The following is a 23,471-nucleotide window of genomic DNA, read 5'->3' on the forward strand; positions in this document are numbered from 1 at the left end:
CGGAGCATTGGCGGTCCGCCCGACGACCCAGGGGTGGTGCAACCTCCGCGCTTGCGCCTGATGATTCTTCCCCGGAAGTGCCGCCCCCAGGCCATCCCGTCCGGACGGCTCAGCGCGCCTTCGCCTTCTGGCGCTTCACCTTGTTGGCCTGCTTGCCCAGGGCGGTGCGAGTGCGCCTGGGCAGCTTCTTGAGCGTGCCCTTGCGCTTCGCCGCGGTCGCGGCCTTCTTGATGTTCTTGCGTCCGGCGGCGCGCTGCTTGCTCGTGGCCATGATGGACCTCCCTGCTTGAAGGTCCGCTCCGCTGGCCCCTCGTGCAGCGCGCCCACCTCGTCCGCCTGCCTTGGAGGGCAGACGGACGGGCGGCCTCGGCGAGCACCGCGCTGGCTATAGTCCTCCGCCCGATGAAGAAAGCACGCGCCGCGCGCCTCACCCTGGATGACTTCCTCCCCTATCGCCTGTCGGTCGCGGACAACGTCGTGAGCCAGCGCATCGCCCGCGTGTACGCGGCCGAGGACGGCCTCTCCACGCAGGAGTGGCGCCTCATCGCCGTGCTGGGCGAGGACGGGGAACGCTCGCAGCTGGAGCTCGTCCGGCGCACGCGCATGGACAAGGTGCCTGTCAGCCGCGCCGCACGCTCGTTGGAGGAGCGTGGATTGGTGCGGCGCGCCACGAGCCAGAGCGATGCCCGCTCGCGGCGGCTGACGCTGACCGCCTCGGGGCGCAGGCTCTACCAGCGGATAGCCCCCGCCGCGCTGGAGGCGGAGGCGGAGGTGCTGGCGGAGTTGTCACCCGCTGAACGCGCGACGCTGCGCTCGCTGCTGGAGCGCGTGGAGCGCGCCGCCATCCGCGCCCTCAAGCCGGCCCCCTGAGCCTTGCCGCATTGGTTACATCTGTTACTATTTCGGATGCCATGGAAAACGTCCGCCACCTGACAGGCTTTGGAAACGAGCACGCATCGGAGGCTGTCGCCGGTGCGCTTCCCGTGGGCCAGAACACGCCCCAGCGCGTCGCGTTCGGCCTCTACGCCGAGCAGCTCTCCGGCACCGCGTTCACCGCGCCGCGCGGCGTGAACCGGCGCACGTGGCTCTACCGGCTGCGGCCCAGCGCGGGCCACCCGGCGTACCGGCAGGTGGACGCCCGCACGCTGAAGAGCGGACCGTTCCGCGAGGTGCCCCCTTCCCCCAACCGGCTGCGCTGGAGCCCCACGCCGCTGCCCACCACGCCCACCACGTTCGTGGAGGGCCTGTTCACGCTGGGCGGCAACGGCTCTCCGGCCGAGGGCGCGGGCGCGGCGGTGCACCTCTACGCGGCGACGGCGCCCATGGCCGACACGGCGTTCTTCAACGCGGACGGCGAGCTGCTCATCGTCCCGCAGTCCGGGGCGCTGCGCATCGTCACGGAGCTGGGCGTGCTGGAGGTCCCGCCCGGCCACGTCGCGCTGATTCCTCGCGGCATGCGCATGCGGGTGGAGCTGCCCGGGGGCCCCTCGCGCGGCTACGTCTGTGAGAACTACGGCGCGGGGTTCCGGCTCCCGGAGCTGGGGCCCATCGGGTCCAACGGCCTCGCGAACCCGCGCGACTTCGTGGCGCCGAACGCGGCGTATGAAGACGTGGAGCGCCCCACGCGCGTGCTGCAGAAGTTCCAGGGGAACCTCTGGGAGACGACGCTGGACCACTCGCCGTTCGACGTCGTGGCCTGGCACGGCAACAACGTGCCGTACACGTACGACCTGGCGCGCTTCAACACCATCAACACGGTGAGCTTCGACCACCCGGATCCGTCCATCTTCACGGTGCTCACGTCGCCCAGCGACACGCCGGGAACGGCGAACTGCGACTTCGTCATCTTCCCGCCGCGGTGGATGGTCGCGGAGCACACCTTCCGGCCGCCCTGGTTCCACCGCAACGTGATGAGCGAGCTGATGGGTCTGGTCCACGGCGTCTACGACGCCAAGGCGGACGCGTTCCTCCCCGGCGGCGCGTCGCTGCACAACTGCATGAGCGCCCACGGGCCGGACCGCAAGACGTACGAGGCCGCCGTCGCCGCGGAGCTGACGCCGAAGAAGATCGACAACACGCTCGCCTTCATGTTCGAGACCCGCTGGGTCATCGCCCCCACGCGGCAGGCCATGGAGAGCGCCGCCCTCCAGAAGGACTACGACGCGTGCTGGGCGGACCTGCCCAAGGCGAACCTGTCCGCCAAGGGAGGCGGCCAGCCGTGAAGCTCGCCTCGCTCGATGCAGGCAGGGACGGACGGCTCGTCGTCGTGTCGAAGGACCTGTCCCGGCAGACGGACGCGTCCGCCATCGCGCCGACGTTGCAGGCCGCGCTGGATGACTGGGACCACCGCGCGCCGGCCCTGCGCGCGCTGTCGGAGCGGCTGGAGCGCGGGGAGGTCCCCGGAGCGCCCTTCGACCCCAAGCGGTGCGCGGCGCCGCTGCCCCGCGCGTACCAGTGGGCGGATGGCTCCGCATACGTGAACCACGTGGAGCTGGTGCGCAAGGCGCGCGGCGCGGAGCTGCCGCCCTCGTTCTGGACCGACCCCTTGATGTACCAGGGCGGCTCCGACGGCTTCCTGGGACCCTGCCAGCCCATTCCGCTCGCCGATGAGGCATGGGGCTGCGACATGGAGGGGGAGGTCGTGGTGGTGACGCGCGACGTGCCCCTTGGCGCCACGCGCGAACAGGCGCTGGGGGCCGTGGTCCTGGTGGGGCTGGTCAATGACGTGTCGCTGCGCAACCTCATCCCGGGGGAGCTGGCGAAGGGCTTCGGCTTCTTCCAGTCCAAGCCCGCGTCGGCGCTCTCGCCAGTGTTCGTCACGCCGGATGAACTGGGCACCGCGTGGCGGGACGGCAAGCTGCACCGGCGCCTGGAGGTCTTCCTGGACGGCGAGCCCTTCGGCCGCGCGGACGCGGGCGTGGACATGACGTTCGACTTCGGCACGCTGGTGGCGCACGCGGCGAAGACGCGCTCGCTGTGCGCGGGCAGCATCATCGGCTCCGGCACCGTGTCCAACCGGGGGCCGGACGGCGGCCCCGGCAAGCCCGTGCGGGACGGCGGCGCGGGCTACTCATGCATCGCGGAGGTGCGCGTGGTGGAGACGCTCCGCGACGGCGCGCCCCGGACGCCCTTCCTCAAGCGCGGCAACCGGGTGCGCATCGAGATGCGGGACGACGCGGGCGCCAGCATCTTCGGCGCCATCGACCAGGTGGTCGGCGGGTAGGCCGAGAAAGGGGGCCCCTTTTCCGTCAGGGGCCCTTGTTCCGTGCGTCGGGCGCGCAGCAGGATTCACGCGCGCCCCATGCTCCTGACGCTTTCGACGACCCACTCGCCCGCGACGGACCTGGGCTACCTGCTGCACAAGAACCCGGAACGGCCCCAGTCCTTCGAGCTGCCCTTCGGACTGGCGCACGTCTTCTACCCGGAGGCCTCCGCCGACCGCACGACAGCGGCGCTCCTCCTGGAGGTGGACCCCGTCGCCCTGGTGCGTGGCCGGCCATCGTCGGGCGGCCCCGGCGGTCCGCTGGAGCAGTACGTCAACGACCGGCCCTACGTGGCGTCGTCCTTCATGAGCGTGGCGCTGTCCCGCGTCTTCGGCACGGCGCTGTCGGGCCGCAGCAAGGACCGGCCAGAGCTGGCCGCGCAGCCCCTGCCCTTCTCCGCTCGCCTGTCCGTGCTGCCCTGCCGGGGCGGAGAAACCTTCCTGCGCCGCCTCTTCGAGCCGCTGGGCTACACCGTCACCGCGACCCGCCACGCGCTGGACGAGACGGTGCCCGCGTGGGGCGACAGCCGCTACTTCACCGTGACGCTGGAGGGGCACGTGCGCCTGGGCGATCTGCTCTCGCACCTGTACGTGCTCATCCCGGTGCTCGACGACGACAAGCATTACTGGGTGGGCGACGAGGAGGTGGAGAAGCTCCTGCGCCACGGCGAGGGCTGGCTCGCCGCGCACCCGGAGCGCGAACAGATTGCCCGCCGCTACCTGCGCCACCGGCACAGCCTGGCGCGCGAGGCCCTGGAGCGGCTCGCGGGCGATGAGGCCCCGGAGCCGGAGGAGCGCCAGGAGGCGCGCAACGCAGAGGAGGCCGTGCTCGAGTCGCGCCTGAGCATCAACGAGCAGCGCCTCCAGACGGTGATGACCGTCCTCCAGGAGCACGGCGTCGCGCGCGTGGTGGACCTGGGCTGCGGCGAGGGCCGGCTGCTGAAGGCCCTGCTGAAGGACCGGCGCTTCACCGAAATCGTGGGCATGGACGTCTCCCACCGCACGCTGGAGATTGCCCAGGACCGGCTCGGCATCGAGCGGATGCCCGAGCTGCAACGCAAGCGCCTGAAGCTGCTGCACGGCTCGCTGCTGTACCGGGACCAGCGGCTCGCGGGCTACGACGCGGCCACCGTCATCGAGGTCATCGAGCACCTGGACACGCCGCGCCTCGCGGCCTTCGAGCGCGTGCTCTTCGAGCACACGCGCCCGAGCTACATCGTCCTCACCACCCCCAACGCCGAGTACAACGTGCGCTTCACCTCCCTCCCCGCCGGCACCTTCCGCCACCGCGACCACCGCTTCGAGTGGACCCGCGCCGAGTTCGAGGCCTGGGCCGCGCGCATGTGCGAGCGCTACGGCTACAGCGCGCGCTTCCTGCCAGTGGGAGAGAACGACGCGGAGGTCGGTGCGCCGACGCAGATGGCGGTGTTCACGCGATGAACGTCCACATTCCAGAGCTGTCGCTCGTCGTCCTCATCGGCCCGTCCGGCGCGGGCAAGACGACCTTCGCGCGCCGGCACTTCAAGGCCACGGAGGTGCTCTCCTCGGACACCTACCGGGGCTTCGTGTCCGACGACGAGAACAACCAGGAGGCGACGAAGGACGCCTTCGAGACGCTGCGCTACGTCGCGGCGAAGCGGCTGGCGCGAGGCCTGCTCACCGTGGTGGACGCCACCAACGTGCAGCCGGAGTCCCGCAAGGCCTTCTTGGAGCTGGCGCGCGAGTACCACGTGCTGCCCGTGGCGCTGGTGCTGGACGTGCCGGAGCGCACCTGCATCGAGCGCAATCAGCAGCGGCCGGACCGCGCCGAGAGCTCCCGCTTCGTGCGCAACCAGGTCTCGCAGATGCAGCGCTCCATGCGAGGCCTGGAGCGCGAGGGCTTCCGCCACCTCCACGTCTTCAAGCCGGACGTCATCGACCGCGTGGTGCTGGAGCGCCAGCCGCTCTGGTGCAACCGCAAGCACGAGCGAGGCCCGTTCGACATCATCGGCGACATCCACGGCTGCCGGGAGGAGCTGGAGGCGCTGCTCACGAAGCTGGGCTACCAGGTGCGTCCGCGCGCGGACGGCACGCCGGGCTTCGACGTGCGCCCGCCGGGGGGCCGCCGGGCCATCTTCCTGGGCGACCTGGTGGATCGCGGCCCGGATATCCCGGGCGTGCTGCGGCTGGTGATGGACATGGTGGAGGCCGGCACCGCGCTGTGCGTGCCGGGCAACCACGAGATGAAGCTCCTGCGCAAGCTGCGCGGTGGCAAGGTCAACGTGTCCCACGGCATGGCCCAGACGCTGGAGCAGTTGGAGAAGGAGCCGCCGGAGTTCCACCAGCGCGTGGCGAAGTTCATCGACGGGCTCGTGTCCCACTACGTGCTGGACGACGGCCGCCTGGTGGTGGCGCACGCGGGCATGAAGGAGAGCATGCAGGGCCGGGGCTCCGGCCGCGTGCGCGCCTTCGCGCTCTACGGCGAGACGACGGGCGAGACGGACGAGTACGGCCTGCCGGTGCGCTTCAACTGGGCGTCCGAGTACCGGGGCCGCGCGACGGTGGTGTACGGCCACCAGGCCGTGCCGGAGGCCGAGTGGGTCAACAACACGCTGTGCGTGGACACCGGCTGCGTCTACGGCGGCCAGCTCACCGCCCTGCGCTACCCGGAGCGCGAGCTGGTGTCCGTGCCCGCGCAGCGCACGTACTGCGAGCCGGTGAAGCCCCTGAACGCCCCGGCGCCGTCGGGCCTGAGCGCGCAGCAGCAGGCGGATGACGTGCTCGACCTGGAGGACGTGCGGGGCAGGCGCGTCATCTCCACCCGGCTGGCCGCGAACGTCACCCTGCGTGAGGAGAACACCACCGCCGCGCTGGAGGCGATGAGCCGCTTCGCCATGGATCCGCGCTGGCTCATCTACCTGCCGCCCACCATGTCGCCGTCGGAGACGAGCGACCAGCCCGGCTTCCTGGAGCATCCCCAGCAGGCCTTCGACTACTACCGCAGGGAGGGCGTGGCGCGGGTCGTCTGCGAGGAGAAGCACATGGGCTCGCGCGCCGTCGTCGTCCTCACGCGCGACGCGGACGCCGCTCGCCGCCGCTTCGGCGTCACCTCCGGCGAGACGGGCGTCTGCTACACGCGCACGGGCCGGCGCTTCTTCACGGATGAAGCCCTGGAGGCCGCGTTCCTCACGCGCGTCCGGGCGGCGCTGGAGGCGTCTGGGTTCTGGGAGGAATTGAAGACGGACTGGGCCTGCCTGGACTGCGAGCTGATGCCCTGGTCGCTCAAGGCCCAGGAGCTGCTGCGCGACCCGTACGCCGCCGTGGGCGCTGCCTCCCGTGCGGCGCTGACGGACGTGGTGTCCGTGCTGGGTCAGGCCACCGCGCGGGGGCTGCCCCTGGGTGAGCTGTCCGCGCGCTTCACGGACAAGGCGTCCCACGTGCAGCGCTATGTGGAGGCGTACCGGCGCTACTGCTGGCCGGTGACGTCGCTGGACGACGTGCGGCTGGCGCCGTTCCACCTGCTGGCCACGGAGGGCGCGGCCCACGTGAACAAGGACCACGTCTGGCACATGGAGACGCTGGCGCGCGTGTGCCGCGCGGATCCGTCGTTCCTCATGGCCACGCCCTACCGCGTCGTGGCGTTGGAGGACCCGGACGCGGTGGCCGGCGGCGTGCGGTGGTGGGAGGAGCTGACCGCTCGCGGCGGAGAGGGCATGGTGGTGAAGCCGTTCGACTTCGCGGTGCGCGGACGCAAGAGCGTGGTGCAGCCCGCAATCAAGTCCCGAGGCCCGGAGTACCTGCGCATCATCTACGGCCCGGAGTACACCGCGCCCGCGAACCTGGACCGGCTGCGCCAGCGCGGCCTGTCCACCAAGCGCTCGCTCGCGCTGCGCGAGTTCGCGCTGGGCGTGGAGGGACTGGAGCGCTTCACGAAGAAGGAGTCCCTGCGCCGCGTGCACGAGTGCGTCTTCGGCGTGCTCGCCCTGGAGAGCGAGCCAGTGGACCCGCGGCTGTAGCGCGGGCCCACCGCGACGACCTGAGCCTCCCACCCGTCCGCACGACCAGGCCCCGGGACTACGGGGCGCGCTGCTCCCGCTCGGCCTGCTGGAGGAGCCCGAGCAGGGCGCGAAGGTGCGGCTCCTGCACCGGCTCCACCAGCCGGACCGAATGCCTCCTTCCGCCGTCATCCTCGATGGTGACGGTGTAGCTCGTCCGGTCCGCGCCCGCGGTGGGCCCGCCGCCCACGGTGGCGGGCTGTTCGAAGAAGCGGGCCTCCCGCACCTCCCGCTGGAGCGCCTCCGCCGTGGCGGGAGGCAGTGCATCCAGGTCCACGGAGCGCGGCCTGGCGAGGCCCGGGAAGAAGGCGAGGCCTCCCTCCCGCTTGAGCTCGATTCGCATCCTCAAGCCCCAGGCCCTAGTTCTTGCGCTGGACCGGCTGCGCGGCCTGCTTCTGCATCGGCGGCGTCCAGGCCGGCGCGGCAGCCCGCTCCTTGGAGACGGTGATGCCCACCTGGCTCCAGGCGTCGCGGACGATCTGCTCCTCGTCGCCGCTGCCATAGAGCCGGGCGGCAGCCATCACGGTGAGCCGGGCGAAGGAGAGGAACGAGCAGTTCGGCTTCAGCCTCGGGTCGCGCAGCGCCTCCAGCCAGATCTGGCCGGCCTTCTCCCATGAATGGCCCTTGAGGTTCGTGGCCGCGACGCAGAAGGCCTTGTTGGGGATGCCGGAGTTGATGTGCACGCCACCGTTGTCCTCCGTCGTCTTCACGAAGTCCTTCATGTGGCCCGGCTGTGGGTCCTTGCCCAGCACCGGATCATCGAACGCGGTGCCTGGCTCCTTCATGGAGCGCAGGGCCTTGCCGTGGACCTTGGCCGTGAGGAGCCCGGCGCCAATGAGCCAGTCGGCTTGATCCACCGTCTGGTTCAGCAGGCGCTGCTTCACGATCGAGCCGAAGCAGTCAGACAGCGACTCGTTGAGCGCGCCTGCCTGGAGGAAGTAGGTCAGGGGCCCCTCGTGCTCCGTCACGCCGTGGGTCAGCTCGTGCCCGATGACATCCACCGAAATGGTGAAGCGGTTGAACAGCTCGCCGTCGCCGTCGCCGAACACCATGCGCTGGCCGTCCCAGAAGGCGTTGTCGTAGCCGCTGCCATAGTGGACGTGCCCGAGGAGCGGCATGCCGTTGCCATCAATGGAGTTGCGCCCGAAGACCTCCCAGTAGAGGTCATACGTCGCGCCCAGGCCGACATAGGCCTCGTCCACCGCCGGGTCGCCCGTGTCAGCCTGTCCCTCGCTGCGGACCTCCTCGCCCGGAAGGGCCTCGGTATTCTTCACGTTGTAGAGGGTGCGCTGCTTGTGGCTCTCCACGACCATGGGGCCGGGGATGAGGCGCATCGCCGCCTGGGGCGCGCCGCTGGTGGACAAACGGATGGCGCGCATCGTGCTGTCGATGGCGAGCGTCCGCAGGGCCTGCGCGCGCTGCTGGGCCGAGCCGTTCTGGGCAATCTGCCGGTGGATGTACGGCGGCAGGATGCAGTGGTGGGAATGCCAGAGTCGCGTGTTGCAACACATCACCGGGCTCCTTCTGAAAGGGGGTACCCGCTGACGATGGTGATGACGAAGGGCCGTGCTCGGGGCACGGGACAACGGGGGCTCCCCGGTCGCCAGGGAGCCCCTGCGGCGCTTCACCCCCAGGCCTGCTCGCGCGCCTTCGCGCGAAGGGCCGGGGTCAGGGCTTATGCAGGACCGCCGTTTCCCCCACGAGCCACAGCTCCGAGGAAGACGGCGCCCACACGCCCCGGAGGACGCGGCGAGTACCGGTGGTCTCCGGGGTCCACTTGCCGCCGTCGAAGCGCAACAGCGTGCCGTTGTCGCCCACGGCCCAGACCTCGGAGGCGGAGCGCCCCATCAACCCGTTGAGCTGCGACGACGTGCCGCTGGCGGCCGGGAGCCAGAGCGCGCCGTTGTAGCGCAGCAGCGTGCCCCCCGCGCCCGCGGCCCAGACGTCATTCGGCCCGCTGCCCCAGACGGCCTTGAGGGACACCTTGGTGCCTGAGGTCATCGGGCTCCAGGCACTCCCATCCCAACGCAGGATGGTGCCGGAGTCGCCCACCGCGATGGCCAGCGAGGGCCCATGCACCCAGACGGCGTTGAGCGCCACGGAGACCCCCGTGGGCTGCTGTGTCCAGGTGGTGCCGTCGGAGTGGATGGCTGCACCGGACTGGCCTACCGCCCAGATGTCCGTCGCCGAAGCACCGTGGATGGCACTCACCTTCAGCCCCTCGATCTTGGGCTCCTCGACGAACTTCGCTCCGTCGAACCGGAAGACGCGGCCGAAGAATGACGTCGCCACCCAGACCGCCGTCGGCGAAGCGGCGTACACTCCCGAGACGCTGTCGCTGCTGAAGGTGGCCAGCGCGGGTTCGAACCAGCCGCCGCCGTTCCAGTGCAGCACGCGGCCCGAATCCGCCGCCACCCAGACGTCCGCGGGCCCCGTGCCGTGGATGGCCCACGCATTCCTCAGCGTGCGCAGCGGCGCCCTGGAGCTCCACGCCTTCCCGTCCCACTTCTGCATCTGCCCGCCCCAGCCAAAGGACCACATGTTGTCGGGCCCGCTGCCGGCGATGGGGCCCACGGCGTCCTCGCCTGTGTCCGTCCACTTCGTGCCGTTGTAGATGTAGCCGAAGCCCTCTCCCCCGGTCAGCACCAACGAGGGCGACGCCGCGTACACATAGAACAGCTGATCCGACGAGCGCAGGGACTGCTCGATGCCCGCGGGCGTGGTGCGGAACACCTGGCCATAGTCATCGCAGAAGAGACAGGGGTCATCCGAGGCGACGGTCCAGACGTCGTTTGGGCCGGTGCCCGTCACCTGGTGGAAGTCGATGTCCGTCGTCCCCGCATCGATGCCGGAAACCGCGTTGCCGTCGTACCGGCGCAGCGTCCCGGCGTTTCCCACCATCCAGACATCCGAAGGCCCGCTGCCCCACACGCCATTGAGGTTCGCCGTCGTGGATGCATCCACGCCCTGGAAGCCGCCGCCCTGGTTGCGCCGCACGGTGCCGCTGGCGCCCACGGTCCAGACGTCGCTCGCACCGGAGGCCCACACGGCGTACAGGTCGCGCGTCGTCCCGGAGCTCACGGGTGAGAAGGCCCCGCCCGTCGTGGAGTGCAGCACGGTACCGCCCGCCCCCACCGTCCACACATCCGTCGCGGAGACGGCGTGCACGCCGCGCAGCGGCGTCAGCGTCCCGCTGGCCACGCGCGTCCAGCGCGTTCCATCCCAGTGCTGGATGAAGCCATCTTCGCCCACGGCCCAGCCGTCATTGGCCGCGAGGAAGTGCGCGCCCATGAAGCTGTAGCCGTGGGGCAGCGGGTACTCCCAGCACCAGCCGTCGCTGCACTCGCGGTCTGCGGCGGGGATGCCGCAGGTCTTCTCCACGCCGCGTCCGCCGCAGACCTCCGGCGCCGCGCAGGTCCCACAGGAGAGGGTGCCGCCGCAGCCATCCGGTTCGACGCCGCACTCGGCCCCGGGGCTGCACGCGGTCTTCATGTCGGGGCAACCACAGACATTGTCCTTTCCAGCACCGCCACAGGTATCGGGCGCTGAGCAGGTGCCGCAGTCGAGCGGGTGGCCGCAGCCATCCGTCGTGTCGCCGCAGTTGAAGCCCTGCGACTCGCAGCTCCGGGGAAGGCAGTCATCGTCGTCGCCTCCACAGCCAGCGGCGAGCGCCGCCATGACCAGGACGACGAACACGTGCGAAGTCCGCACCGCACCCACTGCGAAGGAGTTGTCACGGGACATGGGCCTCTCCAGACCGGACGCGGGCGTGAACCCCGCGAAACCACGTGGGGCGTGACTCCGGTGCGCAAGAAGATTGCAATTGGCAGTCCGATTGGATCGTCCCGCCGTCCATTCCTCCCACCTTCGCGCGTGCGTCAACTTCGACGTGCGGCGTCAATCCAACGTGGTGCGTGAACGCGCGAGCGCCACGCCCGCCACGGCCATCACGAAGAGCCCCAGCGCGAGCAGGTCGTTCCCCATGTCCGCCAGCACCTGGTCCTTGAGCAGCGCGCCCCGGACGATGCGCAGGAAGTGCGTCACGGGGATGATTTCACCCAGCATCCGCGCCCACCGCGGCAGCCCCAGGAAGGGGAAGGCGAAGCCGGAGAGGAAGATGGACGGCAACATGTAGAACATGGACATCTGCATCGCCTGCAGCTGGCTGCGCGCCACGGTGGAGATGAGGTAGCCCAGCGACAGGTTGCCCACGATGAACAGGACGATGCCGCACGACAGCGCCATCCACCCCGCGGGCGTGCGCGCCATGGGCACCGAGAACAGCCCCCGCGCCATGCCCAGGACGACGACGGTCTGCACGAGCCCCACGACGACGTAGGGCGTGAGCTTGCCCACCATGATCTCCGCCGGGGTGGCGGGCGTGGACAGGAGCGTCTCCATGGTGCCGCGCTCGCGCTCGCGGGTGACGGCCATGGCGGTCATCATCACCAGGGTCATGGACAGGATGATGCCCAGGAGGCCCGGGACGATGTGGACGGGCGAGCGGCCCTCCGGGTTGTAGCGCCGGTGCACCACCACCTCGAAGGCGGGCGCGGAGGACCGGGGCGGGCCCAGCCCCACCCGTTCATTGCGCAGCGCCTCCGTGGGCAGCACGCTCACCGCGGCGAGCGCTCCGGCCGCGGCCTGCGGGTCGGACGCGTCCGCCTCCGCGAGGATCTGCGCGCGCTCGCCCTTGAGCAGCCGCCGGGTGAAGTCCGGCGGGATGGTGATGCCCAGCATCACCTGCCCCCGGCGGATGAGCTGATCCAGCTCCTCGTCGGAGCGCGGCAGGTAGCGCACGTCCACGTAGCCGGTGCGCTCCAGCGCGGCGACGACGGAGTCCGCCAGGGTGCTGGTGTCGTGGGACAGCACCGCCGCGGGCAGGTGCCGGGGGTCCATGTTGATGGCGTAGCCGAAGATGAGCAGTTGCATCACCGGCATGACGAGGATCATCGCGTAGGTGATGCGGTCGCGCCGCAGCTGCGTGAACTCCTTGAGCAGCACGGCCAGGATGCGCGGAAGCGGGCCCGTCATGACGTGTACCGTTCGTCGCGCTCGCGCCCCATGAGCTGGATGAAGACATCCTCCAGGGAGGGCTCCACCTCGCGCCACCGGTAGGGCTCCTTGCGCCAGGGGACGAGCGCGGCCTCCAGGGCCTCGCGCTGCAATCCGCTGACGTGCACCGAGGCGCCGAACGCCGAAGCGCTGAGCACGCCGTCCGCCTGGGCCAGGAGGTGCGCCACGCGGTCGACACCCGGCCCCTCGCCCAGGAACGTCACCAGCCGGGAGTCGCGGATGAGCGATTCCGCCGTGCCCCGGGCGATGAGGCGGCCGTACAGGATGTAGCCGATGTCATGGCAGCGCTCGGCCTCATCCATGTAGTGCGTGGACACCAGCACCGTGAGGCCGCCCGCGGCGAGCGCGTGGATTTCGTCCCAGAACTCGCGGCGGGCCTTGGGGTCCACGCCGGCGGTGGGCTCGTCCAACAGCAGCAGTCGCGGTTCGTGCAGCGTCGCGGCGGCAAGGGCCAGGCGCTGCTTCCAGCCGCCAGAGAGCGCTCCCGCCAGCTGCCGGCGCCGGTCGAAGAGGCCCAGCCGTTGGAGCGTGTCCTCCACCCGCTCCCGCCGCCGGTCCAGGCCGTAGACGCGCGCGACGAAGGACAGGTTCTCCTCCAGCGACATGTCCTCGTAGAGGGAGAACTTCTGCGTCATGTAGCCCGTCTGGCGCTTGATGGCGTCTCCTCGGACGCGGAAGTCCATGTCCAGCACGGTGCCCTCGCCGCTGTCGGGCGTGAGCAGCCCGCACAAGAGCCGCAGCGTCGTCGTCTTGCCGGAGCCATTGGGGCCGAGGAAGCCGGTGATGCGTCCGGTGTCCACGGCGATGGAGACGTCCCGCACGACGTGCCGGTCACCGAAGGACTTGTTGAGTCCGCGCACGTCGATGGCTCGCGTGTTCATCGCTCCACCTCCACCGGAGGCTGCTTCCGGGGTGTCACGTCGATAGGCTGCCCGGGCAGCAGCCGCGTGGGCGCGGAGGGCACGGCCTCCACCAGGAACACCAGCTTCTGCCGCGTCTCCAGGCTGTAGATGATGGGCGGCGTGTACTCCGGGCGTGAGGCGACGAAGTCCACGCGGGCGGTCATCCCGGCGTCGCAGCCGTCGCACGCGATGGCCACCTCGGTGCCCGGCGGAAAGGACGCCACCCGCCCCTGCGGCACGTAGAAGCGCACCTTGAGCTTCGCGTCCGGGATGATGCTGACGACGGGGGCGTTGGGGATGGCCCACTCGCCCTGCTGGAAGAGGACATCCTCCACGCGGCCGACGACGGGGGACACGGGCGCCAGCTCCACGACCTGCTGCTCCGCGGCGGTGACGCCCGCGCGTCCGCTGGCGAGCTGGGCGCGGACCACCTCCAGCTGTGCGTTCGCCGCCGCCACGTCCGTGCGGGCCGCTTCGCGCTGGGCATGGGCGCGGGTCGCCGTCGCGCGCAGCAGGTCCAGCTGCTGCGGTGTCACGGCGCCCTCCATCGCCTTCTGGACGGCGACCAGGCGGGCCAGCTCCGCATCCGCCCGTTCGGCCTCCGCCTGCGCGGCGGTGAGCGAGGCGTGCGCGCGGGCCACGTCCGACTGGCGCGCGACGAGCTGGGCTTCAATCTGCCCCACCTGTGCCCGCGCCTGGTCGGCCCGCGCCGCAAGCGACGTGGGGTCCATGCGGAACAGCGGCGTGCCCACCTCCACGCGCTGACCGCGCGCCACGAACACGGACGCGACCATGCCGGCGACGGGCGAGGACAGATAGACGTTGTCGCTGACGACGTAGCCGGTGAAGCGCGGCGGCGGCTCCAGAGCAGGCCGCCGCAGCCACAGGATGCCGCTCACGACGACGGCCACCACCACCGCCCCCGCGATGATGCCTTTCTTGGAGTGTTTCGACGTCCTGCCCGGTCCCGACACCCGTGCCTCCTGGCGCGGCTTCGCCGCGAATGGAGCGCCCCCGAGCGCGGCGGGGCCACGCTACGCCTGCCCATCCCAGGGGTCCGCCTCTGGCGCACGGGCCCCGTCCCGCACCCGTGTCCTGGCGTCACCTTGAGCACTGGACGTGCCAGCACTGAACGCCAGGGAGCCCCCGGGGGCAGGGGCCCATCCTGTTCGGATTTCCGACGCCGCTCGCCGGCACTCCGAACAGCCGGAAAGCAGAGTGAAGCGGCCTCCAGGGCATCCCGGGCTGGGGCATCCGCCTTGCTTGGGCATAGGGTTGGCCCCCGGTCCAGGAGGACGCGCCTTGCATTCCTTGCCCCAGCCCACGGCCGCCGGAGTCGAGCAGGTCCAGCGCGAGGCGTTCTCGCGGATGTTCCGGCAGGTGACGAAGGTGATGACGTTCCTGAGTCCCCTGCCCGTGGTGCTGATGTCACTGGGGCTCATCGGGGACACGACCGCCTGGCGTCGCTGGTGCGTGGCGCTCGCGCTCGGAATCGTGCTGGCGGGGCTGGCGGTCGTCGTGTCGTGGCGGCGGCAGCCGGTGGTTTCCCATGAGCCGGGGACGGCGTTGCCGCTCGTGACGTTCCCCCTGTTCACGGTGGTGAACCTGTCGCTGGGGGGACTGGAGAGCCCGCTCATTCCGCTGGTGCTTCCCGTGACCCTGGCCACGGCGGTCCTGTTCCCGCCGGACCGGGCTCGCAGGTGGATGGGCTACCTGCTCGCGCTGGTGGGAGTGCAGGCGGTGGTGACGTTGACGGGCGCGGTGGATGGGCTGGTGCCCGCGCTCTTCGGGGGCGGCCGGCGCGCGGGCCACAACAACGCGCTGCTCGCGACGATGCTCGCGGTGACGGCGTTCATGATGGTCTGGGTGAACTTCATTGGCACGACGCTGCGGCACACGTTCCGGGGCATGGTGCGCACGGCGCTGGACGCGCGGGATGACGCATTGAGGGCGCACGACGAGCGGGTGCGTTCGCTCACCACGCTGTCCGGAGAGATTGCCCACGAGCTGAAGAACCCGCTGGCGAGCGTGAAGGGCCTGGCCGCGATGATCGCGCGCGAAGTGGAGGGCCGGCCCGCGGAGCGGCTGGCGGTGCTGCGCCGGGAGGTGGACCGGATGCAGGAGATCCTCGAAGGGTTCCTCAACTTCTCCCGGCCGCTGCTCCCGCTCAACGAACAGCACGTGCCCTTGGATGGCCTGTGCCGGCAGGTGGCGGAGCTGCACGAAGGCATGGCGGGAGAGCGGGGCGTGACGTTGAAGGTCGCGGAGGGGACGCCGGTGGAGGCGTGGTGCGACGCGCGCAAGGTGCGGCAGGTGTTGATCGACGTGGTGCAGAACGCGCTGGACGCGGCCCCCAGGGACACCACGGTGGAGCTCCAGGCCTGGACGACAGCGGAAGGCGAAGGCCGCGTGGAGGTGCGCGACCGGGGCCCCGGGCTCGCGGAGGAGGTGCGTGAGCGCGTCTTCGAGCCGGGCATCACCACGAAGCCCCACGGCTCCGGCCTGGGCCTCGCGCTGTCGCGAGCCGTGATGCGCCAGCACGGCGGAGAGTTGAGCCTGCGCGCCCGCGAAGGTGGGGGCTGCGTGGCGGAGCTGAGACTCCCCGCCGCGGTCCCCACGAGCGAAGCACCGCGCAAGGAGGCCCTGCCATGAAGGCCCGCGTGCTGGTGGCGGATGACGACGCGGGCGTGCGCTACACGCTGCGCGGATTGCTGGAGGACGACGGGCTCGAAGTCGAGGAAGCAGTGGACGGAGAGGCCGCGCTCGCGCGGCTGGACGCGGATCCGCCCGTGGACCTGGTGCTCAGCGACCTGCGCATGCCACGGCTGGATGGCATGGAGCTGCTCCGCCGTCTTCGCGCGCGCCCGCATGCGCCCCGGGTCATCCTCATCACGGCGCACGGCTCCGAACGTCACGCCGTGGAGGCCATGAAGCTGGGCGCGCTGGACTACTTCCGCAAACCCTTCGACGTGGACGACGTGCTGGCCGTGGTGCGCCGCGCACTGGGGATGGTCCAACTGGAGGCGGAGAACGAGCGGCTGTCCGGCGAGGTGAACCTGCTGCGCTCGCTGGTCTTCGTGTCCCCGTCGATGGCGCGGCTCGCCGTGCTCATCCGGCGCGTGGGGCCTCGGGACGTCACCGTGCTGATCACGGGAGAGAGCGGCACCGGCAAGGAGCGCGTCGCCGAGGCCCTGGTGCGAGCCTCTCCGCGCGCGGACAAGCCCTACGTGCGCTTCAACTGCGCCGCCCTCACCCCGGAGCTGGCGGAGGCGGAGCTCTTCGGCCATGCGAAGGGCGCCTTCACCGGCGCCGTGCGCGCCCGGACGGGCCTCTTCCGCGAGGCCTCGGGAGGCACCCTGCTGCTGGATGAAATCGGAGAGCTCGCCCTGCCCCTCCAGGCGAAGCTCCTGCGCGTCCTCCAGGAAGGAGAAGTGCGCCCCGTGGGCGAGGACCGCCCGTTCCCGGTGGACGTCCGCGTCCTGGCCGCCACCCATCGCGACCTGCCGCAACGGGTGTCGGAGGGCCGCTTCCGCGAGGACCTCTACTACCGCCTCAAGGTCGTGACGCTCCAGGTGCCCCCATTGCGAAGCCGCCCGGAGGACATCGCCGCGCTCGCGAAGCACTTCCTCGCGCGCCACACCGAGCGCTTCCGCATGCCGCCGGTGCCCGTGACGCCCGCGCTCCTGGAGCGCCTCATGGCCCACTCCTGGCCCGGCAACGTGCGCGAACTGGAGAACGCCCTGGAGAGCGCCGTGGTGCTGTCCGCCGATGGCGCCCTGGACCTGGAGCTGCTGCCCGGATGCGTCAGCGTGCCCATGCCCTCAGCCGCCTCCAACGCCGGAACCACCCTGCGCGAGAAGCTGGACGCGCATGAGCGGGAGCTCATCCTCGCGGCGCTCACGGCATCCAGGGGTCAGCGCACGGAGGCCGCGAAGGCCCTGGGCATCGGCCGCGCCACGCTGCACGACAAGCTCCGCAAACACGGCCTCCTGGGTGACGACGAGGAGCCGGAGCGTTGAAGGCTCACGGCTCCGGAGGTACGGGCTCCGGCGCCGTCTTCACCTCGCATCGGTATGCGCCGGAATCAGGCCCAGGCGACAGGGCATGGCAGGCGAGGACCGGCAAGGCGGGACTGCCCATGGGAAAGGGAAAGCGGGCCTCTGACAGATAACAGAAGGGCTCAGCGGGCTTGTCCCAGCGACAGTCTCCGGGAGGAAACCGCTCCAACGGAACGGTGTGCGAGGAGAGCCCGTACAACTGCAAGCTGCGCCCCTCCGGCGGCAACCGCGTGCAGACCAACGACCCGGATGATGATGACTCCTGGGCCATCACCACCGGCGTGCCCATCCGCGACGGCAACGGCACCGTGGTGGGCACGTCCACGCGGACGCGCTCGCTCTTCAACTACGGCCAGACGCGCACGTTCGCCGGAGAGCTGCACGCGTTCGCGACGTCGACGTCCAACTCCAGCTCCGGCTGGCTGCCCATGTCCGCCATCCTCGGCCGCACGTCCTTCGAGGAGAAGGTCGGCCACGTGTCCGCACTGAGCTCCGGCTTGAACAAGATGGCGTGCTACGCCGTGCGCAACTCGCACGACCCCGCCCTCGAGGTGAAGAAGGTCGTCTACGACACGACGTCGGCCAATGAGCGCGCGGGCGACTACCTGCCGCTCGTGCGCGCCAATGGCCTAGGCTCGACGAACCTCACCTTCAACGTGCCGGGCTTCGGCCTGGGCGGCGTCGCGGTGGATCACTTCCCCGCGGGCACGAAGTTCCAGCGCCTGGAAGTCCCGACGAACTCCGGCGCCCCCTCCATCGACATCCCGCTCTGGGTGCTGGACAGCGCGGGGCGCTACCGCCAGCAGTCCGGCACCATGAAGTTCATCTACGGCTACGTCATCGCCGCCACCGGCACCCGCCGCAACGGCTGGATGGCCTACGACGCGCTGGAGGTCAGCTCCGGCTGCCCTTGATGGGGAGACGCCTCCAACCCCTCCACGCGCCGTCGGACCAGCGGGCACGCGTCGAAGAGATGGGATCCGGCCTGGGCGACCCTTCCGGACACGAGGTCGCCCTCCTCCACGCCCAACCACCGCAAGTCCACCCTCAATCCGGCCCGGGTCGCGAGAGTCCTCGCCATGGCGTTCCGTCCTTTCTGTCGCAAGGCATTGAACGATAGCAACGGCCTCGTCCCGCGGGACGCTGTTGGACTGTGCTTCGCCGCGCACTCGCCTGCCACGGCAGTCGGGCTGGAGAGCACGGGGCGGAATGCACAGCATCCCCGCGCGGAGGCGCATGGCCTCTGGCGGGAGAGACTGTATGCAACGGATTCGAGGCGGAATCGTGACGTGGCCCCTGGCGCTGCTGCTCCTCGGGAGCACCGCGAAGGCCAGCGCTCACGAGGAACCGCAAGCCTTCGACGTCCGCGCCGTCCGGTGCGGCGAGGTGCTGACGCGAAGCACGCGGCTCACGCGCGACCTCGTCTGTCCGGGCACGCCGGTCCCCGCCCTGACCCTCGCCGCGCCGGGCGTCGTGCTCGACCTGGGTGGGCATGCCGTGCGCCACTCCGGGACCGGGACGGATGACTCGGAGGGCATCGCGGCCGAGGCCGCCGGCACCGTCGTGCGCAACGGCACGATTCGCGGGTTCAACACGGGCTTCCGGTACGACAAGGACGCGCTGCTGCACGGCGTCGCGCTCGTCGACAACTGGACCGCCATCTATCACCGGCAAGGAAACTCGCGGCTCGTCATCACGGACTCCCGGCTGAGCGGGAGCCAGTTCGGCATCCGGAGTGAGTTCGACGCGGCCAAAGGCACCATCGAGGTGAAGGGCTCGCTGTTCACCTGGAACGAGCTCGTGATGCTCGTGGACGACCACGAGGTCACCGTGTCCGGCTCGACCTTCATGTCGAACACGAACGTCCTCGACTGCTACCACGGCCGGGTCCGCTTCCAGTCGAGCACGCTCGCATGGAACCGCTCCGTGGCGAACCTGACGTGGGATAGCACCGGCTTCGACAATTGCTATGAGCTGGTGTTCGACAACTGCATCATCGCGAACAACACCGCGTTCGGGACGCCCGAGCATCCCGACTGGCAGTTGGCCGCCTTCCAGATGCACGACTCCTGGGTGATGAACAACAGCGAAGGCCTGCGGATCTTCACCCGGACGGTCGACTTCCAAGGAAACCTCTGGTGGGCCAATGCGGGAGGACTGGCCCTGGCGGACCTGCCCGACTTCGTGCCCACGCCGCTCGTGGGAAAGGTCCGCGACAACCGCTTCGTGTCGAACGGAGGCGACGGCCTGCGCGTCATTCCCAGCAGCACGCCCACCGTGGCCAGCAACCTCAGCCAGGGCAACACGGGCTGGGGCATCCACGCGCCCACGGCCGTGGATGGGGGCGGCAGTGTCGCGCGCGGCAACGGCGCGGGCGGCTGCGTGGGAGTCGTCTGCGCCCAGTGAGACCGGGTTCGGCAAGCAGGAGGAGCCCCTCGCGGGCGGACCTCACGGTGGGGACTGCGCGGACACGCGGTCCTTCGCCGCCACCAGCTCCTCGCGACGCAACAACAGCAGCGCGTTCTTCTTGGGCAGGATGCGCACCTGGAAGCGCCGCTGGGCCATGTCGTCGGCCGTGAAGACGTCGCGGTCGCTTACGAGCAGCAGCGCCGTGGGCACCACGTCCCGCGCCGAGCGGCTGCCGTAGTAGTGCACCAGCACATGGTACGGCCCCGGCGCCGCCTTCCGGGCGTGGTACAGCTCCGGCCCCAGGCCGTCCGTGATGTCCCAGTACAACCGCCCGCCCAGGGACGTCGCCATGTGCTGGTAGAAGCACTTCTCCCCGTCCGGCTCGATGACCCACAGGTCGATGTCCGTGCTGTCCGAGTTCCAGTGCGTGGTAAGCTGGTAGTCGATGGGTTGGGCGTCCGCGAACATCTTCGCGCCGTCGCCCCCCCGAAGCCCGGCACGGCGCTCCCGCAGCACGGGGGCGACCTCCGCGAGCCGGGGCTGCCGCTCCAGCCCCACCAGCATCCGGGCGTAGTGGAAGCTCGCCACCGTCCGCAGCTCCTCGGCATGCCGCGGCCAGGGACGCGCCAGGACGATTTCATAGTTCCGGGCCGCTTCTGAATAGCGGCCCGCCGCGTCCAGCGCGAGCGCTTCCTCCAGGAAGGCCTGCGCCTCGAAGGGGCGGTTGAGACGCACGTGCTCGAAGAGCTCGGCCGCCGCCGGATACTGCCCCAACGCCAGCAGGCCATAGCCCACCAGCCGCAGCGCCTCCGCGTCGCGGGGCCGCAGCTCCACGGGCGACGACAGCGCGCGCACGGCGCCCCAGGTGTCCCCGGAGAAGGCGCGCCTGCGGGCCACGGCCTCGTAGATCATCACGTCGTCCCGGTTCTCCCGCCGCGCCTTGCGATAGGCCAGCTCGGCCTGGATCCGCTCGTCACCGCCCGCATAGGGCGCGTCCCGCAGCGGCTGGCGCCGCAGGAGCGCGGGCATCCCCTTCTGCTCGGCGAGCCGGGCCACCACCGCGCGGCCCTCGGCGGGCACGTCGTCCAGCGCGATGCCCAGGAGCTTGTCGCGGCGCTGGTCCTCCTCCCTGCGCCGCAGCGACTCCAGGTTGTCCAGGTCCACCTGCTCGGCGCGAACGGCGTAGCGCGTGTAATCCCCCTGGGACTCCAGGACGAGCATGGATGCCCGGGCGTTGGCCAGCCGGTAGTGCTGGCTGAGCGCCACCACCATCCGGTCCAGGCGCTCGTCATCCAGGGACACCAGCCGGGACACGAAGAGCTCCGCCCACGCCCGGGGCGCGAACGCGCTGTCCACGTCCATGGGCAGCGGGATGCGCAGCGTGCGCTCGGGTCCGGTGCCCGCCTGGGTCACCACCTCCAGCGCCGCGTCGCCCTTGCCCGGCAGCCGTCCCGCCACCTGCAACTCCTGCCCGGGGAAGACGAGCCGGGGCCGGCCCGCCACCACCAGGTCCTTCACGTCCGCGCCCACCACCGACACGCGGGACAACACCACGGACGCCGCGCGGTGCGCCCGCGCCGCGGCGTCCACCTCCGCCGCGGACAGGACGTTCACGACACGCCCGCCGCTGGAGCGGGCCAGGGCGTCGAAGAGCTCCGTGTTCACCGCCGCCTCACCGAAGCGGTACGTCACCCAGCGCAGGGACTCCACGCACGGGTGCCGGGAGAGGAGCGCGTCCACGCGGCTCTGGCCCCAGGTGATGTTGCCGTCGGAGAGCAGGAAGGCCGTCACGCGCTCCCCGGCGGAGGAGGGCTTGAGCCATTCACGCCCGGCCTGGTCGAGTTCCTCCAAGGCGCCGTCCACGTGGGACGCGCCCTCCAGGAAGACGCGCTCCAATTCCGCGAAGCTCGCCTGGCGGTGCGCCGCGTCGTTGGGACGGAAGCCCGGCCCATGCAGCCAGCGCGGACGCACGTCGAAGAGGAGCACCGCGTACTCCGTCAGCGTCGCGTCCTTCTCCAAAAGGGCGCGCAGCGTGGCCGCCTGGATGGCCCAGGCGTTGCCATCCTCGGCGGACAGCGACGTATCCACCACCAGCACCGCGCGGCCCGTGGGAGGGCCCTCGGCGCCGGAGGTGAGCCGCTCCGGCAAGCGCACCCGCGCGTGGAAGGCGCGGCCCGGAAGTCCCGCATCGTCCGAGCCCACCAGCACGTCCGCGTCCTCGCCGCGAGGCTTCAGCGCCACGCCCAACGCGCCGTCTCCCGCGAGCGTCGGGAAGTCGTAGACCTGCCAGGCGTCCACCTTGCGCGCCTTCGCGTCCGGCTCCGGCTGCACGGTGATGTCCAGCGCCTGCCGGGGATCCACGTGGACGCGAGCGCTGACGCGCAAGGCCTTGCCCGCATCCGGGGGCAGCGGCCACGTGTAGCGCAGCCGCGCTCCATCGAAGAGCAGCGTCTGCTCATACGCGATGACGACGCGCTTGAGCGACTTCGGCGGCAGGGGGAAGACGCGGGCGCTGAAGGTGGACGCGCCGGACCATTCGAGCAGCGCGGGGTCCACGTTGTGGCGCACGACGTCCTCGTACACCTCCCTCGCGCGCTTCTGCTCCACGACGCGGGCCTCCTGGAGGTCACCCCAGGAGCGCTTCGCGCCCCGGGCCGCGGGCGGAGCGGAGGACGCGAGCCGCTCCGGCTCCGCCGAGCCATCGCCCAGGGGAGGCAACAGGTCCGACGACTGGAACAGCGAGGGCGAGTCCACCGCCACCGCCCCCGAGTACAGCGCGAAGCCCGCCACCGTCGCGCCGCCAGGGAGCGGGTAATAGAACGTCCCTTCGAGGCTGCGCCCGGAGTCGTTCTCGAACAGGTGGTCGACCACGGTCCGCGCGCGGGAGCCCTGGATGTACGTGACGACGCGGACGGCGCGGGCCTTGAGGGGTTGGTAGCGGCCGTCCTCGCCCATCACCAGCACCTTCGCGGCGCGAGGCGCGGCCTCCACCCGAGGGAGCACGGGCTTCGGGGCATCATCCGCCTTGGCTCCCATGCCGGCCTGCTTCTTCGCGGGCGCGGCCTCCCGGGCTCGTCCGCCCAGGGCGGCTCCCCCCGAGCCACTGAAGAGGCCCCCATGAACAGTTCGCAGGGCGGCCTGGAAGCGCTCCTCCGAATGAGGCGCTGCCGACGGAGCCGGCACCGCGGGCTGCCCCCCGACGACACCGCCGCCCCCCTCCCCGACGCCATGCGCTTCCAGCCCGACGCGAGCCTGGGTGGCGGCGGCCGCCCTGATCTGCGCACGGTTACGCTCCGCGCGTTGCCTCATCTCGGCAGATGCCCTCTCCTCGTTCTCCGAGTACGACAACACATCCGTCTCACCCAGCCCGGGGGCATCGGCGGGACGCGGACCCGGCGGAGAGCCGATGCGCGCGAGGTCCTCCGGCGAACGCCTGCGCGAGAGCGCCTCCACGTCCGCTTCCGAGAGCACCTTCGGATCCGCCACGGAGTCGCGCAGCGTCGCGAGGTCCACCTCGCCCGTGTCCGGTCGTCCCGCGACGGTGGCGGGGGCCACCAGGCCCGCCTGGATGAAGGACGCGGGGGTTTCACTCGGAGCGGCGACCTCGGGTGGAGGGACGTCCGCGTCCCGTTTGCATCCCGAGGCAGACAACCCCATCAGCAACACGACGGCGGAAGCACGAAGGAGGCGCATGGTTGGAACGCTAATCCATCCGCGAAGGCAGGCGGCA

Annotated in this window: 17 protein-coding genes; 9 read left to right on the forward strand and 8 right to left on the reverse strand. The window is 70.9% G+C overall.

Annotated elements, in window-relative coordinates:
• Positions 1 to 109: 109 nt before the first annotated feature.
• Positions 110 to 271: a hypothetical protein gene (locus KYK13_RS28705; protein WP_223635993.1), complete on the reverse strand. Its 162-nt coding sequence runs from the start codon at positions 269 to 271 to the stop codon at positions 110 to 112.
• Positions 272 to 402: 131 nt separating this feature from the next.
• On the opposite strand from KYK13_RS28705, the gene KYK13_RS28710 reads away from it, so the two are divergent.
• The 5 genes from KYK13_RS28710 (at position 403) to KYK13_RS28730 (ending at position 7,257) form a co-directional block, all read left to right on the forward strand.
• Positions 403 to 870 (forward strand): MarR family winged helix-turn-helix transcriptional regulator, encoded by a 468-nt coding sequence (locus tag KYK13_RS28710; RefSeq protein ID WP_223635996.1) that lies wholly within the window; start codon positions 403 to 405, stop codon positions 868 to 870.
• A 41-nt stretch (positions 871 to 911) separates the two neighbouring features.
• Positions 912 to 2,222 carry a homogentisate 1,2-dioxygenase gene (gene hmgA / locus KYK13_RS28715; RefSeq protein WP_223635999.1) on the forward strand — a complete coding sequence of 437 codons (1,311 nt, stop codon included), beginning with the start codon at positions 912 to 914 and terminating at the stop codon, positions 2,220 to 2,222.
• On the forward strand, positions 2,219 to 3,223 hold the full coding sequence (locus KYK13_RS28720; RefSeq protein ID WP_223636002.1) for a fumarylacetoacetate hydrolase family protein: 1,005 nt from the start codon (positions 2,219 to 2,221) through the stop codon (positions 3,221 to 3,223). The genes hmgA and KYK13_RS28720 overlap by 4 nt, the downstream gene beginning before the upstream one ends.
• Before the next feature lie 78 nt (positions 3,224 to 3,301).
• Positions 3,302 to 4,702, forward strand: coding sequence for a 3' terminal RNA ribose 2'-O-methyltransferase Hen1 (locus tag KYK13_RS28725; protein WP_223636005.1), 1,401 nt, complete (start codon positions 3,302 to 3,304; stop codon positions 4,700 to 4,702).
• On the forward strand, positions 4,699 to 7,257 hold the full coding sequence (locus tag KYK13_RS28730) for a polynucleotide kinase-phosphatase (RefSeq protein ID WP_223636008.1): 2,559 nt from the start codon (positions 4,699 to 4,701) through the stop codon (positions 7,255 to 7,257). The genes KYK13_RS28725 and KYK13_RS28730 overlap by 4 nt, the downstream gene beginning before the upstream one ends.
• Before the next feature lie 58 nt (positions 7,258 to 7,315).
• On the opposite strand, the gene KYK13_RS28735 is transcribed toward KYK13_RS28730, so the two are convergent.
• The 6 genes from KYK13_RS28735 to KYK13_RS28760 all read right to left on the reverse strand — a co-directional run bounded on the left by KYK13_RS28735 (position 7,316) and on the right by KYK13_RS28760 (position 14,248).
• The gene (locus tag KYK13_RS28735) at positions 7,316 to 7,639 is read right to left on the reverse strand and encodes a protealysin inhibitor emfourin (protein WP_223636010.1); all 324 of its coding nucleotides are present in this window, start codon (positions 7,637 to 7,639) and stop codon (positions 7,316 to 7,318) included.
• Between the two features lie 16 nt (positions 7,640 to 7,655).
• Positions 7,656 to 8,807, reverse strand: coding sequence for a M4 family metallopeptidase (locus KYK13_RS28740; RefSeq protein WP_223636012.1), 1,152 nt, complete (start codon positions 8,805 to 8,807; stop codon positions 7,656 to 7,658).
• A 157-nt stretch (positions 8,808 to 8,964) separates the two neighbouring features.
• Positions 8,965 to 11,040 (reverse strand): hypothetical protein, encoded by a 2,076-nt coding sequence (locus KYK13_RS28745; protein ID WP_223636013.1) that lies wholly within the window; start codon positions 11,038 to 11,040, stop codon positions 8,965 to 8,967.
• 153 nt (positions 11,041 to 11,193) lie between these two features.
• Positions 11,194 to 12,330 (reverse strand): ABC transporter permease, encoded by a 1,137-nt coding sequence (locus KYK13_RS28750; protein ID WP_223636015.1) that lies wholly within the window; start codon positions 12,328 to 12,330, stop codon positions 11,194 to 11,196.
• Entirely contained in the window at positions 12,327 to 13,253 is a 927-nt protein-coding gene (locus KYK13_RS28755; protein ID WP_223636017.1) for an ABC transporter ATP-binding protein, read from the reverse strand. The genes KYK13_RS28750 and KYK13_RS28755 overlap by 4 nt, the downstream gene beginning before the upstream one ends.
• The gene (locus KYK13_RS28760; protein WP_223636019.1) at positions 13,250 to 14,248 is read right to left on the reverse strand and encodes an HlyD family secretion protein; all 999 of its coding nucleotides are present in this window, start codon (positions 14,246 to 14,248) and stop codon (positions 13,250 to 13,252) included. Before KYK13_RS28760 ends, KYK13_RS28755 begins: the two co-directional genes overlap by 4 nt.
• A 328-nt stretch (positions 14,249 to 14,576) precedes the next feature.
• Here KYK13_RS28760 and KYK13_RS28765 point away from each other — a divergent pair, with 328 nt between their 5' ends.
• The 4 genes from KYK13_RS28765 (at position 14,577) to KYK13_RS28780 (ending at position 19,738) form a co-directional block, all read left to right on the forward strand.
• Positions 14,577 to 15,926, forward strand: coding sequence for a PAS domain-containing sensor histidine kinase (locus tag KYK13_RS28765; RefSeq protein WP_223636021.1), 1,350 nt, complete (start codon positions 14,577 to 14,579; stop codon positions 15,924 to 15,926).
• Positions 15,923 to 17,293 carry a sigma-54 dependent transcriptional regulator gene (locus KYK13_RS28770; RefSeq protein WP_223636023.1) on the forward strand — a complete coding sequence of 457 codons (1,371 nt, stop codon included), beginning with the start codon at positions 15,923 to 15,925 and terminating at the stop codon, positions 17,291 to 17,293. Before KYK13_RS28765 ends, KYK13_RS28770 begins: the two co-directional genes overlap by 4 nt.
• Positions 17,294 to 17,463: 170 nt before the next feature.
• On the forward strand, positions 17,464 to 18,246 hold the full coding sequence (locus KYK13_RS28775; RefSeq protein WP_223636025.1) for a hypothetical protein: 783 nt from the start codon (positions 17,464 to 17,466) through the stop codon (positions 18,244 to 18,246).
• Positions 18,247 to 18,616: 370 nt separating this feature from the next.
• On the forward strand, positions 18,617 to 19,738 hold the full coding sequence (locus KYK13_RS28780; RefSeq protein ID WP_223636028.1) for a right-handed parallel beta-helix repeat-containing protein: 1,122 nt from the start codon (positions 18,617 to 18,619) through the stop codon (positions 19,736 to 19,738).
• Positions 19,739 to 19,780: 42 nt separating this feature from the next.
• Here KYK13_RS28780 and KYK13_RS28785 read toward each other — a convergent pair whose 3' ends face one another.
• Positions 19,781 to 23,434 carry a DUF2135 domain-containing protein gene (locus KYK13_RS28785; RefSeq protein WP_223636031.1) on the reverse strand — a complete coding sequence of 1,218 codons (3,654 nt, stop codon included), beginning with the start codon at positions 23,432 to 23,434 and terminating at the stop codon, positions 19,781 to 19,783.
• Positions 23,435 to 23,471 lie beyond the last annotated feature (37 nt).

Source organism: Corallococcus sp. EGB, assembly GCF_019968905.1.
GTDB lineage: Bacteria > Myxococcota > Myxococcia > Myxococcales > Myxococcaceae > Corallococcus.

What these genes read in the sequence shown, in the direction of transcription:
- KYK13_RS28705 (WP_223635993.1), bottom strand. Translation starts at nt 271, where the DNA reads ATGGCCACGAGCAAGCAGCGCGCCGCCGGACGCAAGAACATCAAGAAG.
- KYK13_RS28710 (WP_223635996.1), top strand. Translation starts at nt 403, where the DNA reads ATGAAGAAAGCACGCGCCGCGCGCCTCACCCTGGATGACTTCCTCCCC.
- hmgA (WP_223635999.1), top strand. Translation starts at nt 912, where the DNA reads ATGGAAAACGTCCGCCACCTGACAGGCTTTGGAAACGAGCACGCATCG.
- KYK13_RS28725 (WP_223636005.1), top strand. Translation starts at nt 3,302, where the DNA reads ATGCTCCTGACGCTTTCGACGACCCACTCGCCCGCGACGGACCTGGGC.
- KYK13_RS28730 (WP_223636008.1), top strand. Translation starts at nt 4,699, where the DNA reads ATGAACGTCCACATTCCAGAGCTGTCGCTCGTCGTCCTCATCGGCCCG.
- KYK13_RS28735 (WP_223636010.1), bottom strand. Translation starts at nt 7,639, where the DNA reads ATGCGAATCGAGCTCAAGCGGGAGGGAGGCCTCGCCTTCTTCCCGGGC.
- KYK13_RS28740 (WP_223636012.1), bottom strand. Translation starts at nt 8,807, where the DNA reads ATGTGTTGCAACACGCGACTCTGGCATTCCCACCACTGCATCCTGCCG.
- KYK13_RS28745 (WP_223636013.1), bottom strand. Translation starts at nt 11,040, where the DNA reads ATGTCCCGTGACAACTCCTTCGCAGTGGGTGCGGTGCGGACTTCGCAC.
- KYK13_RS28750 (WP_223636015.1), bottom strand. Translation starts at nt 12,330, where the DNA reads ATGACGGGCCCGCTTCCGCGCATCCTGGCCGTGCTGCTCAAGGAGTTC.
- KYK13_RS28755 (WP_223636017.1), bottom strand. Translation starts at nt 13,253, where the DNA reads ATGAACACGCGAGCCATCGACGTGCGCGGACTCAACAAGTCCTTCGGT.
- KYK13_RS28770 (WP_223636023.1), top strand. Translation starts at nt 15,923, where the DNA reads ATGAAGGCCCGCGTGCTGGTGGCGGATGACGACGCGGGCGTGCGCTAC.
- KYK13_RS28785 (WP_223636031.1), bottom strand. Translation starts at nt 23,434, where the DNA reads ATGCGCCTCCTTCGTGCTTCCGCCGTCGTGTTGCTGATGGGGTTGTCT.